Annotated in this window: 11 protein-coding genes; all 11 read right to left on the minus strand. The window is 34.1% G+C overall.

Translation table 11 applies throughout. The annotated features are described in order from the left end of the window. Position 1: 1 nt before the first annotated feature. A complete protein-coding gene (locus HMPREF1984_RS02100; RefSeq protein WP_036099450.1) occupies positions 2–2,074 on the minus strand; it encodes an outer membrane protein assembly factor in 2,073 nt (690 codons plus the stop codon). Positions 2,075–2,087: 13 nt separating this feature from the next. Then, a complete protein-coding gene (locus HMPREF1984_RS02105; protein WP_021766224.1) occupies positions 2,088–6,671 on the minus strand; it encodes a translocation/assembly module TamB domain-containing protein in 4,584 nt (1,527 codons plus the stop codon). Positions 6,672–6,769: 98 nt separating this feature from the next. After that, positions 6,770–7,678 carry a ParB/RepB/Spo0J family partition protein gene (locus HMPREF1984_RS02110; RefSeq protein WP_036099452.1) on the minus strand — a complete coding sequence of 303 codons (909 nt, stop codon included), beginning with the start codon at positions 7,676–7,678 and terminating at the stop codon, positions 6,770–6,772. Positions 7,679–7,752: 74 nt separating this feature from the next. After that, the gene (locus HMPREF1984_RS02115) at positions 7,753–8,727 is read right to left on the minus strand and encodes a hypothetical protein (protein ID WP_021766226.1); all 975 of its coding nucleotides are present in this window, start codon (positions 8,725–8,727) and stop codon (positions 7,753–7,755) included. A 79-nt stretch (positions 8,728–8,806) separates the two neighbouring features. Further along, positions 8,807–9,502 (minus strand): 16S rRNA (guanine(527)-N(7))-methyltransferase RsmG, encoded by a 696-nt coding sequence (rsmG, locus tag HMPREF1984_RS02120; RefSeq protein ID WP_036099481.1) that lies wholly within the window; start codon positions 9,500–9,502, stop codon positions 8,807–8,809. A gap of 122 nt (positions 9,503–9,624) precedes the next feature. Then, positions 9,625–11,514: a tRNA uridine-5-carboxymethylaminomethyl(34) synthesis enzyme MnmG gene (gene mnmG / locus HMPREF1984_RS02125; RefSeq protein WP_021766228.1), complete on the minus strand. Its 1,890-nt coding sequence runs from the start codon at positions 11,512–11,514 to the stop codon at positions 9,625–9,627. A 200-nt stretch (positions 11,515–11,714) separates the two neighbouring features. Continuing rightward, positions 11,715–12,377 carry an NAD(P)H-dependent oxidoreductase gene (locus tag HMPREF1984_RS02130; protein WP_021766229.1) on the minus strand — a complete coding sequence of 221 codons (663 nt, stop codon included), beginning with the start codon at positions 12,375–12,377 and terminating at the stop codon, positions 11,715–11,717. A 12-nt stretch (positions 12,378–12,389) separates the two neighbouring features. After that, on the minus strand, positions 12,390–13,973 hold the full coding sequence (locus HMPREF1984_RS02135) for a peptide ABC transporter substrate-binding protein (protein ID WP_021766230.1): 1,584 nt from the start codon (positions 13,971–13,973) through the stop codon (positions 12,390–12,392). Between the two features lie 141 nt (positions 13,974–14,114). Continuing rightward, positions 14,115–15,074, minus strand: a complete 960-nt coding sequence (locus HMPREF1984_RS02140) for an ABC transporter ATP-binding protein (RefSeq protein ID WP_021766231.1) — start codon at positions 15,072–15,074, stop codon at positions 14,115–14,117. Then, a complete protein-coding gene (locus tag HMPREF1984_RS02145) occupies positions 15,074–16,102 on the minus strand; it encodes an ABC transporter ATP-binding protein (RefSeq protein ID WP_021766232.1) in 1,029 nt (342 codons plus the stop codon). Before HMPREF1984_RS02145 ends, HMPREF1984_RS02140 begins: the two co-directional genes overlap by 1 nt. A gap of 104 nt (positions 16,103–16,206) precedes the next feature. Continuing rightward, positions 16,207–17,241: an ABC transporter permease gene (locus HMPREF1984_RS02150; protein WP_156894229.1), complete on the minus strand. Its 1,035-nt coding sequence runs from the start codon at positions 17,239–17,241 to the stop codon at positions 16,207–16,209.

The raw sequence follows: 17,241 nt of genomic DNA on the forward strand, positions 1-17,241 counted from the left end.
ATTAGAATGTCTGTCCAAAACTGAAGTAGAATTCTCCTCCTGTTTTTTGTCCGCCTTTTTCTTCCGGATCAAGTGGCCAACCATAATCAAATCTTAATGGTCCAATTGGTGTGTTAAGTCTTATTCCTACTCCTACACCTTTTTTAAGATCTGCAAACTTACTTGCACCATGTCTGTCAGGTGTGTTTATTTTTCTACCTCCGACTACTGTAGATTTCTGCCAGGCATTTCCTATATCAAAGAAAGTAACAAACTGTAATGTTTTATTTATTTGTGTTCTATTTTCAACTGTTGCATGGAATTTATTAAATCCTTCAAATTTTCCATATTCATATCCTCTTAATGTTTCAGCTCCACCTATACTGAATCTTAACGCATCCGGTGTTCCACTTCCTGTAGATCCCCATACAACTCTGTAGGCCATAACGTTTTTATCTTTAAAGAAAGTATGATGGTAAGCTCTTAAATCTGCTTCAAATTGATCATATTTTCTTTTATCTTTTATAAGATCTCCCTTTTCATAAGTTAATGTAGAGTAAATCCCTTTTGTTGGTGCAAAAGAATTATCTCTTGAATCATAAATCAAACTTGGAGTAAGCGCAATAAGATTATATTTATCATTTATCTGTTTTGATCCTAAAATTTCCTTATAATGATCATATCTTGCAGACAATCTTACATATATCTTGTCATTCAATCCTTTTCCTATCGTCCATCTAGTTCCTATTTTTCTTACTTTTTCAACATCTAACGGACCGGCATTGTCATCTACTGACTCCCTCCAGTAAATAGATCCTCCAGCCTGAATTCTTTCAGTATTTCTAATCCATGGATCAAACCAGCTTATGTCAAATGTTTTATCCCCTTTATTTGATGCTTCCAGGTTAATAGATGCTTCCTGACCTCTTCCAAGGAAGTTTGTATCTGCCAGTTTCAGTCCTCCTACTAGTCCTACCGATGTACCATATGAGATACTTCCATTTATTGTAGTTGTAGGTCTTTCTTCTACAAGGAATTCTACAGATCTTGCGTTAGGATCAGTTTCACTACCGCTTACAACAGGTTCTATTGAAGTAAATATCCCTGTTCTATATAAATCTCTTATTGTTGCTTCTACGTTTTTAGCTTCAAGTATTTCTCCAGGTTTTACAGACTGTGATCTTTCAAATATATAAGGTTTTGTTCTCAATTTTGCTTTATATTCTGTTGTTCTTTCATTTTCTCTTTTTGAATTTACCTTTTTAAATACAACAGAATCAACCATTCCTTCTGTAAGTCCTATTTTTATATCTCCCTCTTTAGAAACATTGATTGTTTCTATTCTGGCAGTTGTGTATCCACCTTTATTGTAAAGTTTTACAATTCCGTTGTTATCAGGATTTAGTAAGTTCCCATTTAATATTTCTCCTTCTTTTATTCCTAATGCCTGTTCAAGCTGAGCTTCAGTGAACAGGGTATTTCCTGATATTTCAATATCCTTTACTATTGGGTTTTCTTCTACGATATAAGTAATAGCTACAGTATTGTTAGCTTCCCTGTCTACTGAAGGTTCTACAGAAGCGAAAAGTCCTGTCTGGAATATTTTCTGAGCACCATCTATTGCTTCCTGAGGTACGAACTGATCCCCTTCTTTTACCTTAACATTTTTTAAAGCTTCTTCCTTACTTATTTTTTCAAGTCCCTTTACATCTACTTTTGACACTACAAATTCTGTTTTTTTAGTTAAATCCTGAGCTGTCTCCGCTCTTTGGGCAGCTTCAAGCGCGTTTGCAGTTTCATCAACTTCCACCACAAGATTTACAGTATCCCCTTCCTGCTGTGGATAGACATTGACATTTGAAATATAATTCAATCTTTTTAATGCAAGATATATTTCGCTTAAACTTTTATTAGAATAAACGTCCCCTTCTTTTACAGGAATTTTTTCCCTCAGGAATTCTTCCGGAATTTCTTTCAATTGTGAAAACTGAATAGTTCCAACTTTTAAATTTTCCTTTTCAGCTGCTTTTGTTATTCCGTTCATTGATAAAAATAATGTAACCGTTATAATGAAAGCGTAAATTTTGTTTCTCATTGTCTCCTCCTAATTATTTAGATAAAGTCTCTAATTTTTTTCTATGAAATAATTTTTTCCATAAATCTCCGAAAGAATCTGCTTTTGTTGAAAAATCAACTCCAAAATAATAATTTAAATCATTTTTGGGTTTGAAATTCGTGCTTTCATCCCTCTTAGTTATGGTTTCTCCACCAATCTTAAGTTCCAATCCTTCTAACACGTTATAGTTTATCCAGGCGTTATATCCAACCGGATTGGATGTATTTCCATTTTCCGTCTTTGTCTGGAACGGGAATTTTAACTGTAAATTCCAGAACCATTTGTCTTTGTAAAGGTTGTCCTGAATGTATAAAGTAGTAGCCCCGCTGTACTCTCCTGTCTTTTCAGATTTCTTAAAATCAGTTGACACAGATACGTTACTTAATCCAAATGTCTCCCCAATTTTACCAGTTACTGGCGAAAAAATCAACTCATTTAATGCAGTATTTATTACAGAGCCTATTACAACTGCTCCGTCCTGGCTTGTATCAGCTGTTTTATTATCCTGATTATTTCCTTTTGATGCTGTGTTAAATGCCAGCAGTGAAACTATCTGTTCCTTTGAAAGTCCTGAATCAGAAGAAAATTCTATAACAGGATTGCTTGGTTTTCCTGTAACTGATACTTCGATTCTTTCCTTACCAACTTTTGTACTTGCATTAAATACTATAAATGGGTCTATCTGAAGCGTACTTCCTGATGACTGCTCAGGAAATCTTATTTCTGCATTATTAATTTTAAAACGGTTATTATTCAGTAAAAAAGATCCCTGTTTTATTATAAATTCTCCTGTCAGTCCTACTTCACCATTTTCGTACAATACCTTACTTTCTCCTGAAATACCTCCTTTAATATTTTTTACAAGAGTCATGTTAGGAATATTTAGCTTCACATCCTTGCTTGTCCTCAAGTTTATATCTACTGTATACTGTTTAAGTATCTTGTCTATTACCTCTTCGACAATCCCTTCAACTATAGTTTTGTTTTTCAGAATTTTTTCCTCTTCTTCTGTAGACAAGGCTTTCTTTTCCTCCCCTCCAAAACTAGGTATTGCCCTTATTTCACCGGACTCTGCAGTTATATTACCAAACAGGTGGTTTTCTGTAAATACTATATCTCCTGTTAGAACTGCATCTATATCCTCACCGTATCTCACTTTTACACTATTGAGAGAGGTATTCAGTTCAAATTTTCCAAGTTCCAGTCTCTTAGTTCTCATAAAATCTTCCGGAATTACAGGAACATCAAGGTTTCCATCAACTGTAAATGTTCCTCCGTTATAACCTCCATCAAGCCTGTTTACATTCAGCTTTCTGTTGTCAACACTTATGTCGGCATTTACATTATCGACTAAAGTTATTCCATCCTTTGTTTTGTAATTAAAGTTATTTAGCAGAACTGTCCCTACTGTCTGCTCCGGTGAAAACACAATATCTATGTCTGCTATTCCACCTGCTTCTTTTATATTCTTATCAAGGCCAAGAAAATCAAGGTTAAAGTTTTTAGCAAGTGCTGATATATTATAATTTATAGGGGAGAAGTTAAAATATCCGTTTAAAAGTAATGGATTTTTTTCATATTCCAGATAAAACTGTCCTATATTTACTCCCTTATTATTGGCACTGACATCCACATCAAGGTGTTCCACAGGGAATCCGCTTAATGTTACTTTATCAGAATTAATTGTCATTCCTGTTGAAAAATTTTCAGGCTTTCCATTAAAGAAAAAATCAAGAGTTATATCCCCGCTATATCCTTTATCCTTCAAATCCTGTACTGAATCCAGAGAAAATTTCTGATTTTCAAGTTTATAGTCAATATCTATATTTTCCAGATCAAACTTTGTGTTTGTCCTGAAAAGTTCTTCATCGTTATCCCCTCTGACAATAAGATCCTTAACATTAAAAGTTCCATATTTAAAGAGCTTATCTACATTTCCATCTGAATATTCCAGTTCTGCATTTAATGAAGGTACTTTGTAGCCTTTATAGCTTATATTACCGAAATTTACATTTCCTGACAGATTAAACTTATTTAAATCCCCTTTAAGAGATAATTCAGAGAATGTTCCAAATGTCAAATCATTAAATTTAAACAGTTTTGGAATATCAGGTTCTGTCAGACTCAGTTTTAAATCTGCAAGACCTGTTTTCATATCATAAGTTCCAGCTATTTGATTCTCCCTCAAGCTGAACTTCCTAAAATTCAGTACACTTTTACTTATATCTATTATACCTTCCGTATCTCCTATATAAGTTGAATCTATTGTCGTTTTAGAAGGCTGTAGAACTATGCTTCCGGACATATTTTCCAGAGGACCGTCTACATTCATTGCTGCATCCTTAATATAGAGATTTACTTCAGGTTTAATATTATTGTATACTACATAGTCCTTCAATTCAGAATTTATTCTTATATTTCCATTTTTCATATTAAATGAACCACTTGCCTGTAACTTATCATTACTTATATTTGAAATATGAACAACGTTATTTTTTATGTTTAAATTCCCCGAAACATTTTTCAGTCTCTGGTATCCTACCCATAATTCAGACATTTTAGCATTTATATCTAAATTTAGGCTTAGCAAATCATTGATTTTACCCTTAGCGTGAAGCTGTTCATATTCTACAATGTACTCTCCATAAGGGCTGTAAAGCTCATAATTACCCGACAGCTTATCACCATTTCCTGAAATATTTGCTGTTACTGTCATAGGTAATTTAGCTTTGTCTAGACCTTTCAGATTAAATCCGTAGGCTCTCAGAAGTTTTGCAACATCAATTCTTCCCTTTTCAGTTGTTTTAATTTTATATGAATGTTTCATATCTGCAGTTGTTATTCCTGAAACTCTTAAATTCTGTCCTTTTGCATTTACATCTGCATTTACATTGTAGGAACCATTTTTTACATTTACATCTGCATTTATCAAATCAAAATATTTATTATCCCTGCTCTTTAATTTTGCATGTATGTTTCCTGACTGCAAAATATTTTTATTATTAAATTTTAGGACAAGATTATTTACCTTAGGATTTACATCATAGGAATTTCCTCCATAATTTACCGTCAGATAATCCCTTCCAGTTGCATTTATATTCATCTGCTGATCTTGTACATTTATAACATAGTTTCCTGAAATCTCATTTGAGTTGAAATTTCCTGTTATTATATTTTCTTTATTTATTGATGCTTCTCCTGTTATCCGGGCTACACTGTAATCAGATCCCCTGTTTGTTATGATGTAATTTCCGTTACCTCGTTTTTCTTTTACATTATAAGTAAACTTTGGTACAAGAACATCATTTTTCACTTTAAATCCACTTATTGCTTCATCAAAATGGAATGCTGTATTTTCCAGCGTCAGAATCTGTTCCTTAGACATTTTCAGCGATGTCTTTAAATCTTTGAACCTGTAATTTGCAAGTGTTATCTGAGGTGAAGAAAATTTACCGTCCAGTGTAAATTCCTTCGACTGTACATTTACAGCCGCATCAAGTTCCCCAGTTACATTTCCACTGGCATTGACATTGAAATCCTTTATAACCTTATACCTTGCAATTTCCTTAAATGGAACATTGTCAGTTGTCAATTTTATATTGACATTTTGTTTTGGTATGCTGTAATTCATTTTAAATGTTACAGGATGGTTTTCTATGGAGGTTTTTGCATCAACTGTAATGTCATCATTTTTCATATCTATTACTGCATCAATATTTTCAATATCTCCATCAAAGTCATCATATTGAACTGTCCCATTTTTCACATCTAATTTACCTTTTACCTTCATTACACTTTCTTTATGTTTCTGGGTTAACTCCAGATTTCCTGTAAGTACACCTTTTTTAGCCTTTATCATATCCAGTGGAACATACTGTCCCAGACTTTCTGTCACATTGACATTTTTAAATTCAAACCCCAGATGAAATTCCTTCTTTTTAGGATCCGTATTTTTAGTCCTGTCAAACATTGATTTAAAAGACTGTAAAGTATTTACCTTTTGATCAAGAAATACTTTTATGCTTTCATCCCCGTCACTTCCTTTTGCCTCAAGTGAAAATCCCCTTGACTTGGAAACTTCCAGATATCCATTTACATTTTTTAGGGTTTTGGCTATTTTTTTCTCGTAACTTGTATCAGTATAATTTAACACAGAATTATAGAAATACAGTTTTCCCAGCCTATTTGTATTATCATAAGTAACCTGCTTCTTATCGTTAGGCTTTAATATATTAAATACATTAAACTTATTCTGGGGATATCTGTCAAGATTGACGGTTGCATTAGAAACCTCTATTTTTGATAATCTCGAAGGAAGCATGAGATTTATTTTTGCAGTGGCTTTTTTAGCATCTATGACTATGTTTCCCGACTGATCCTTTACTTTCAAGTCATCTATTCTTAATTTTCCAAATCCTTCAAGTTCCACTTTCTTAAATTCAACATTTAAACCTGAAGTTTTCAGTATGTAACCAAGTATTCCCTTAAAATTATTTGTGGAAATATATCCCCTGATTATAAATAGAGATAACAAAAGAGGGATAAATGCAATTAAAGTTTTTCTTATATATTTCATTTTTACCTCCTTCTTTTTTATCTCATTTTCATATTTATTTTATCTTATTATATTATACATTACTTATATCATACTTAGCATTTTTCCTGTATTGTTTTTTAATCAAAATTAATATCCAGCAATCCTATTATTCTTTCCAGCTCCTCATAATCATGGAATTTTATTTCTATTTTACCGTTTCCATGTAAATTCCCCTTTATTTCTACACTGCTTTCAAAAAATTCCCTCAATTTACCTTCCAGAAATAATTTTTCACCGTCTTTTTCTTCGTAACCTTCTTCATATCCATTATATTCTTTTTCAGAAAAATCATTATTTTCCTTGTCAGTCAGATTTTTATTCTGTGATTTGTTTTCTGATTCTTTTCCTCTGCTATCTAAACTACCAGATAAAGCATCTGAAGAATTCCCTTTATTTATAAGGAATTTTACTCTTCTTTCTGTTTCCCTGACAGAATACCCCTTATTTATTATTTCTTTTGCCGCTGCTTCTATTTTCTTTTCATCAGACAGGCTTAAAAGGGTTCTTGCATGGCCATAGGATATCTCACCTTTTTTTACCATTTCCTTTACACTTGCAGGAAGTTTTAAAATCCTCATTTTATTTGAAACTGAAGACCTTGTCTTGCCCAGCTTTTCCGAAAGTTTTTCCTGAGTGTATCCATAAACCTCCATAAGCATCAGGTAGGATTCTGCTTCTTCTATCGGATTAAGATTTTCACGCTGAATATTTTCAAGGACAGAAAGCTCATATCCTCTGGCGTCACCAACATTCATTTCTATAACAGGTATACTTTCCATTCCAAGTTCTCTGCATGCACGGTAACGTCTTTCTCCTGCTACAATTTCATATTTCCCGTTTGAAATTTTTCTTACTGTAATCGGCTGAAGTAATCCACTATTTTTTATTGAATCCTTCAGTTCGGACATTTTCCCATTATCAAAATATTTTCTCGGCTGATTACTATTTGTAACAATTTTATCTATTTTTAAATTCAGAAGTTTCATAATCCCTCTTTTTTCCATTTTTCATATTTTAAATTTTATCGGCATTATTTATTACACTTAAACCTTTTACAAACTTAATTCCTGCTTACAGAATAAATTGCCTTTGAGTCCCTTGAAGCCGCCCTTGCTGATAATATTCCTACAATTACTGTAACAAGCAGGGCAATCAGAAAGTAAGGGCTAAACCACACACTTCCCCTGACATCCGGATTTAGGCTCATATAAGTCGAAAGCTGTTCCGCCGCTTCAAAAAAACTTGAAGAAACTCCTTCAGCCCTAAGTCCATCCCTAAAGTGAAAAACAACAGTTATAAAGTGCGATGTGGCAATTACAATACTTGAAGCCAGCACAAACAACGCTGAACCCATTGCCCCCATTTTCTTTGTAAAAAAAGTATATCCGGCTATTCCACCAAACAGAATTACTACTACAGCAACTGCGCCAAGATAGCCTAACGCTCCTATAATAACCCATAAAATCCCACCGACAGAAGCTCCTAAAAGACTTCCTATAAATCCTAGAATATGATTTTCCTTTTTTGAAGTCATTTCTTCCTTATTTTTTTCAAGCTCTTCCAGTCTTGTCTTATGGCAATTTTCACATATATAATCTATTTCAGACTCATTTTTTATAACCTGTGTCGCCTTTATGTCTGCTTCTTCAGGTGAAGCACCGCAGAAGGCACAGCAGCTGACTGTTTCTTCCTTTTCCAGAAAATCTATTATTTTATTCAGTATGCTTTCAATATCTTCATATAATTTTTTTGATTTTCCTTCATCTACGATAACTTCTATATAATTTTTTTTGACCTCTGCTTTTTTTATTCCTGAAAACTCTTTTTTTAATTCATCCAGTAGGCTGTTAATCTTGCTTCTGTCTGTTTTTTCATCTATATTTACCTTTACAATATAGTCTCTCAAATCCACCAAAACACTAACATAGTAATCTTTTATTTTACCCTTCACAGCTTCCATTGTTTCTAAAAAACTTAGCTGTTCATCTATAAGTTCCAAATCATAATTTCCTGCCAATGTCTTCAAAATCTTCATTTTTTATCCCCTTCATATTTTTTTACAGAAAGCATACTTCCTGTAATTTCTTCATTTTTTAATTCATTTTATTACTCTTCTACAAAGGTTTCTTTGACGGAATCCCTGTTTTTCTTGGGTATTTTCCATCTGTTTTCTTTAATTTTCTTATTTCGAATACTATTCTTTCATCTCCACTTTCAGGAAGATTAAACTTATGTATATTTTCTACTGATGCATTTAGTTTCTTTAAAGCATTTCCTGACTCTTCCAGCTCATTAAGATTCAGTTTCTGAGGTAAAAATCTTCCATTCACTTTTAAGAAGGGTATCATATACTCCAGTATTATTCTTAAATTTGCCACTCCTCTGCAAAGGGCGGCATCAAAGCTTTCCCTTTTGTTCTTTATAAGCTCTTCAGCCCTTTCAGAACTGGTTTTTACATTTTTAATATTTAATTTTTCTATGACTTCGTTTATAAAATCAATCTTTTTCCTTACTGAATCCACAAGTAAAAATTTCTTTTCAGGATAGTATATTGCAAGGACAAGTCCGGGAAATCCAGCTCCTGTTCCTACATCTATTAATTTCTGTTCTTCCTTTTGTATCACTTCAGTCAGCAACAGACTGTCAATAAAATGTTTCTCTGTCATTCCTTTTTTATCCCTTATTGCAGTAAGGTTCATTATTTTGTTTTTTTCATGCATAAGTTCAAGGAATCCGAGCATTTTTTCCTTTTTTTCCTCGTCAACTGAAATTCCTGATTTCAAAAGAAGTTCATTGAAATAGTTTCTTATTTCATCATCAATTGCTATATTATTATTTTCCATAATTTCCCATACTTTCAATAATTATTTGTATTACAGGTTTTTTTATCCTTTTTATCTATATTTTACAAAATTTCCTATCAGTAGTAATACTACTGTTTTAAAACTCCTTCAAGATACATAAGCAGTACAGATATATCTGCAGGAGTAACTCCGGATATTCTCGAAGCCTGCCCTACATTATATGGAGCTTTTTCCTTTAATCTCTGCTTTGCTTCAAGTGTTATCCCCTTCATGCCGTCATAGTCAAAATCTTTAGGAATTTTCTTATCATCCAGCTTTTTCTGTCTGTCCATTATCTGTTTTGCTTTTGCAATATACCCTTCATACTTAACCTGTACTTCTATCTGGTATTCTGTATCTTCATCAAAGCTAAGATTAGGAATATTTTCCATAATTTCTGCAATATATTTTATATCATTATAAGTAACCTTCGGACGTCTCAGAATTTCCTTCAATGTTGTTCCACTTTTCAGGGATTCATCATATCTTTCAAGTACTTCTGCCAGTCTTTTATTGCTTATTCCTAACTTTATATTTTCAAGATTTTCTATTGTTTCTGCGACATTTTTCTTTTTTTCCTCTATCCTGTCATAATATTTCTTTTCAAGTAATCCTATTTTATAGGCTTTTTCAGATAATCTGATGTCAGCGTTATCTTCCCTTAAAATAAGCCTAAATTCTGATCTTGCTGTAAACATTCTATATGGCTCAAAAAGTTCCTTATTTATAAGGTCGTCTATCATTGTTCCTATGTAAGAACTTTCCCTATCCAGAATAAAAGGTTCTTCTCCTTTAATTTTAAGGGCCGCATTTATTCCGGCTACAATTCCCTGAGCGGCAGCTTCTTCATAACCGCTTGTTCCGTTTATCTGCCCTGCAAGATAGAGACCCTTAACTCTTTTTGTTTCAAGAGTGTAGTCAAGCTCCTGAGGATTTACAATATCATACTCCACCGCATATCCGTATCTCATTATATGGGCATTTTCAAGCCCAGCTATTGTATTTACTATTTTCTGCTGGTATTCTGCAGGATAGCTTGTAGACAGTCCACTTATATAAACCTCTGATGTGTCAAAACCTTCAGGTTCCAGAAACAGATGATGACTATCCTTTTCATGAAATTTCACAACCTTGTCCTCGATTGACGGACAGTATCTCGGTCCTGTACTCTGTATGCTTCCATTGTACATTGGAGCCTTGTCCAGATTATCCAGTATTATTTTATGTGCTTCAAGGTTAGTTCTAGTCAGATAGCATGAAAGCTGTGGTTTTTCAAGTACTTCCTCATCGGGAGTTCTCATTGAAAATTTTAATGCAGCTCCAACTTCTCCCGGCTGTACTTCAAGCTTTGAAGTATCAAGTGTTCTTATATCTATTCTTGGAGGGGTTCCAGTTTTGAACCTGTCCATTTTAAAGCCTAATGCCTTCAATGAATCCGTAAGTTCTTCAGAAGAAAGCTCTCCCATTCTTCCACCTTTTATTCTTTTTTCTCCAATATACATAAGCCCTCTTAAGAATGTCCCAGTTGCTACAATTACGGCTTTAGCTCTAAAATCAAGTCCTGTCTTTGTTCTTATTCCTTTTATCTCTCCGTTTTCAACGACAAGTTCAGTTACAATATCCTGAACTGTATCAAGATTTTCCTGATTTTCAAGAGTTTTTTTCATTTCCCTTGCATATATTTTCCTGTCAGACTGTGCTCTTAAAGATCTTACTGCAGGTCCTTTTTTTGTATTTAATATTCTCATCTGGACAAAACTTTTGTCCATGTTTCTTCCCATTTCTCCGCCTAATGCGTCAACTTCCTTTACTAGATGACTTTTTGCAGGTCCTCCTACAGAAGGATTGCATGACATTACACCTATATTATCAAGAGTTATTGTAAAAACCGCAGTTTTCATGCCTAACCTTGCACAAGCCAGTGAAGCCTCTATTCCTGCATGACCTGCCCCTATTACAATAACGTCATATTCTCTCATTCTGATTTTTTCTCCTTATTTCCTATTTAAAATTTATTTATTTTTGTAATTTATTTCAATATTTCTTCTATATTTTTCATAATTTTCTGTACTCTATATTATACAGTATTAATCTCTTTTTTTCAAATAAAAATAGGGAAATGCAGTCATTATTTTTAAATTGCACTTCCCTATTATATTAATTATTCTAAATTACTGATTTATTCAATTATTTCGAATACTTCAGAAAGATTCTGCCTTGTTTTTACAGGCTGTTCTTCATCACGGTAACCAAAACTTACCATGTATGAAAGTCCATATTCATTAAGATCCAATATTCCTCTGTCACTTAAATATTTCTCAGCCGCTTCCCTTTCAAATCCTTCTATCGCACAGCTGTCTATTCCCAGATAAGCTGCCGTTGTCATCATATTCCCAAGAACAATGTATGTCTGCTTTGATGCCCAGTCAAAAAGACTTCTTTCGCTTTCAAGCAGTTTGAAATGTTTTTCCTGAAATCCTCCAAATTTTTCTTTTATTACAGCCTTCATTTCTTCAGGAACCTTTTTCACATCCTCAAGCATATGTTCCATATGTTTACTGTCTGCCGTAACTCCTTTTCGTGCAAGAACTATTACAATATGACTGGCTCCATTAATGCTGTTTATTGCTCCCCACGCAAACTCCTTAAAATCTTCCTTCATTTTTTCATTTTTCAGAAGCAGGAATTTCCATGGCTCAAGTCCGAATGAACTTGGTGAAAGCCTTGCAGATTCCATAATTGTATTAAAATCTTCATCACTGACTTTTCTATTTTTGTCAAATTTCTTACACGCATATCTGTAATTAAATACATCTATTATTTCCTGATTTTTCGATTTCATAAAATCTCACTCCTATTTTCCCATGTACATATCTCTTAAGAAATATTCTCCTCCAATTGAAAGGAATGTAATATCCTTTACTTCAGGATTTACCAGATATCTTTTCTGTCTTTGGAACAGAACTGCTACCGGTACTTCTTCAGAAATAATTTTTTCCATTTCTATCATTGCAGGAACTCTCACTTTAGGATCAGCTGTACTCTTTGCAATTTTTACAAGTTCATCATATCTTGCATTTTTATAATCTCCACGGTTGTTTGCATTTTTAGAATCAAACAAATCAAGATATGTTATAGGATCTAAGAAATCCCCAGTCCAGTTATGTAATGTTATCTGGTAGTTTCTCTGTTTAGTTTTCTGAACTCTTTCCTTACCTTTTACAACGCTTAATTTCAAGTCTATTCCAAGATTATTTTTTAAGCTTGCCTGAATAAATTCAGATATAACCTTTGTATTTGCCCCTTCCCCAAAAACTAATTCTATAGATGGGAACTGCTGCATTCCTTCTTCTTTAAGTCCTTCAGCAAGTAATTTCTTAGCTTCTTCAGGATTGTATCCAGGTAATGAAGTAGGCACTTCTTCAGCGAAGTCCTTTTCAAGTCCTTTTATTCCAATTCCTGAAGGAACAAATGATTTTACATTCTTTTCTGAATTATCCAGTGTTTTTTGAACAAGTTCTTCCTTGTTTATAGCCATTGATATCGCTTTTCTTACTTTTGCATTATTTAAAGGTTTTACGTTAGTGTTAAACAGAAGATACCACATTCCCCCGTCATTTGCCTGTACCAGTTCAGGTTTTCCTTTAAATTCTTTTGACTGTTCAAAGTTTACTGCCGTAACATCAACTTCACCATTTTTAAAGTTACTTGCGGCTACGTCTGAATCAATAAGCTTCAACACAATTTTTTCTGTCTTAACATTTTTTGCATCCCAGTAATCAGGATTTTTTTCAAAAACGAATTTTGAGTTATGAACCCACTCTTTTAATAAATAAGGCCCAGAAGATATTGTCTTATCAGCTTCCATAAAATACTTGTCCTTAACTTCTCCGTAGAATTTTTCATTTAATGGCATATATGCCTTAAATGTTACTAAATCATCAAAGTATGGAGTTGGTGCTTCCAACGTAACTTCAAGTGTTTTATCATCTACAACTTTAATTCCAACTTCATCTGCACTAACTTTCTTTGAGTTGAAAGCTTCCCCATTTTTTATTGGGAATAACAGATTTGCATTTCCTGCCCCTGTTGCAGGGTCAAGCGCTCTTAACCATCCTGCTCTGAAATCCTTTGCAGTAATAGGATCTCCATTTGACCATTTTAATCCGTCTCTAAGATGGAATGTCCATTTTAGGCCGTCAGGTGTAGTTTCCCATTTTTCAGCAAGTCCTGCTACCGACTTACCATTTTTGTCCTTTCTTAAAAGTCCTTCCATTACAAGTTCATCTACTGTTCCTCCTGCTACATCCGTAGTTATCTGCGGATCAATTGATGAAGGTTCCGTTCTCAGGTTTATTGTAACTTCCCCACCTTTAGAACCTCCTCCACAGGCAACCATGAATACCATCATTGATAATAATAATAAAAATTTTTTCATGTTCCCTCCTTAATTTTTTCACTTTCATTTTTTATAATATTTTCTATTATACATTATAATTCAATATTTTTCTATAAATATTATATCATTCATTATATATTTATATATTTCCATTTATAAAAATAATAATATCCTGTATCATTATATCAGTTTATGCTCCAACAAAAATGAAGTTTCCACAAAATGCCCGGGCTTATACTCTGTAAGTTCGGATTCTTCAGGTATAAAGTTTATTTCAGATACATCACCGACAGGACTTCTTAGATACGTTTCCTCCATTTCCACTTTTTCATGCCTTGTAAAATCGGGATCTGCCACCGGAACGGCGGAAATCAGTGATTTTGTATAACTGTGGACTGGATTGTTATACACATCTTCAGGTTTTCCAAGCTCTACAACTTTTCCCCTGTACATTACTGCCACCCTGTCTGAAATATATTTTACCATTGACAAATCATGGGCAATAAAAAGAAGTGTCAGATTACGCTGTTTCTGTAAATCTTTCAGAAGGTTTACAACCTGTGCCTGTATGGAAACATCAAGGGCAGAAATAGGTTCATCACATACAAGGATTTCAGGATCTACTCCCAAGGCCCTTGCAATTCCTATCCTCTGTCTCTGTCCTCCTGAAAATTCATGCGGAAATCTGCTGGCATGCTCCCTGTTAAGTCCCACAATTTCAAGAAGGCTATATACTTTTTCCATTCTTTCCTTTTTTGAACTTGCCAGTTTATGAATATCTATCCCTTCTGCAACAATATCTCCCACTGTCATTCTTGGATTTAGTGAAGCCTGGGGATCCTGAAATATCATCTGTATTTTCTTGGTAAATTCCTTTATGCTGTAACTTTCTGCAGGTTTCCCACCAACTAAAATATCTCCTGCCGTTTTCGGATAAAGTCTGCTTACAGTACGTCCAAGGGTTGTCTTTCCTGAACCTGATTCTCCTACAAGACTTAAAACTTCTCCCCTGTAAATATCCATTGTCACATTATCTACAGCCTTCAGAACCTGTTTTTTCTTCATTGGAAAATACTTCTTCAGATTTTTCATTTCAATAATTTTTTCTTTTCCAGTTTCCTTTTCATTTATTCCGGCCATTACTTTTCTCCCCCTTCCCCATTATTTTCAAAAGGATTTTTCACTTCCGGTGCCCCTTTTACATAAAGCCATGACTTTACAAAATGACCATTTCCCAAATCTATCATAGGCGGTTTTTTTTCATAGTCAATTTTCATTGCATATTCCGATCTTGGAGCAAAAGGGTCTCCTACAGGTGGTTTTAAAAGATCTGGCGGTGTCCCAGGTATTGATTCAAGCTTTTCACCACTTGCCATGTCAAGTCTTGGTAATGATTTCAGAAGTCCCCACGTATATGGATGTTTCGGATGTTTAAACAGTTCCCTTACAGGAGCTTCTTCAAGCTTTTCCCCTGCATACATGACTATTACCCTGTCAGCTGTTTCTGCAACTACTCCCAAATCATGAGTTATAAGTATTACACCTATATTAAGTTCTTTTTTCAGACTATTTATCAAATCAAGTATCTGAGCCTGTATTGTAACATCAAGTGCTGTTGTAGGCTCATCACATATTAGCAGTTCAGGCTCACACGACAGTGCAATGGCAATAACTGCCCTCTGTCTCATTCCTCCTGAAAATTCATGCGGATACTGGTTAAATCTTTCTTCAGGTTTTGGTATCCCTACTTTTCTCAGCATTTCAACAGCCTGTTTTTTTGCTTCTTCCTTTGTTACTTTTTTATGTATCAGAATTCCTTCCATTATCTGTTTTCCTACCTTTATTGTAGGGTTAAGGGAAGTCATCGGATCCTGAAATATCATTCCTATTTTCCCACCCCTGAGCTGTCTCATTCTTTCATCAGAAACCTTTATAAGATCTTCTCCCTGAAACAGTATTTCTCCACCTTTTATTTCCCCAGGCGGCATAGGTATCAGCTTCATAACAGTCTGAACTGTAACTGATTTTCCTGAACCTGATTCACCCACTATTGCAAGTGTTTCCCCCTTGTTTACATGAAAGCTTATATCCCTCAGCGCCTTCACTTCACCGGCATATGTATTAAAGGAAACACTTAAATTTTTTACTTCCAATATTTTTTCATTCATTTATTTATCTCCTGATTCTATTCTTTTATCATAAACTGCATTTTATTTCATCCTGTATATGGAACGATTCTCATCATTCACCTGATGCCAACCGCTTTTTATAATTACGATCTCAGTTTAGGATTCAATGCATCATTCAGTGCATCCCCTACTATGTTAAACGCCAGCGTTATCAATGAAAGGACTGTCGCCGGTATAATAAACAGATACGGGTATGTTGACATTCCTGCAAGTCCGTCAGACACAAGATTTCCTAAGGAAGCCTGCGGAAGCGGCACTCCAAGTCCTATATAACTTAAAAATGCTTCTGTAAAGACTATACTCGGTATATCTGTCGTAAGCCTTATTATAATTACATTTAATGTATTAGGAATCAGATGCTTTATCGTAATCCAGAAAAAATTACCTCCTAAAGATTTCGAAGCAAGTACAAATTCATTTTCCTTTATTTTAAGAACTTCACCCCTCACAAGCAGTGAATAGTTCAGCCATCTTGTCAATGACATTGCAATAATTATAGTTTTTATGCTGTTTCCCATTACTACCATTAAAAGTATAATATAAATCATGGAAGGAATTATCATTAAAATTTCAACTATTCTTGTCATTATCGTATCAACAATTCCGCCAAAATATGCCGAAACCGCTCCATAAACAGTTCCAAAAACTACACATGCCGCCGCAGTTACTATTGACAGCTGCATTGATATTCTTATCCCTTGGGAAAGTCTTGCAAATAAATCCCTTCCCAGTATATCTGTCCCAAGATAATGACCTTTTGAAAATCCTTTTAACGGATTCAGATATTCTTCATTCGTATTTACATCACTGAAGGAATATTTTGTCAGACTTTGACCAAAAAGTGCAAGGAATACAAATACACATAACAGCCCCAGAAAAAACAGCGCCAGCTTATTTTTCTTGAATCTTCTCCATCCGTCCTGCCAAAAAGTCAGACTCGGTCTATATATTACTTCACTTTGGGTTGTATCAGGTCCTACCAGTGAAAATTCATCTGCTGTAGGAACATATTCAAAATTCTGTATATCTTCTCCCTGAATTTTTTCTTTTATTTCATTTCCGTTTATTCCTTCTGCTATTTTCTCATGTAATGTTTCTTTTTCTGATATGTTCCCCAT

The sequence above is a fragment of the Leptotrichia sp. oral taxon 215 str. W9775 genome, assembly GCF_000469505.1.
GTDB lineage: Bacteria > Fusobacteriota > Fusobacteriia > Fusobacteriales > Leptotrichiaceae > Leptotrichia_A.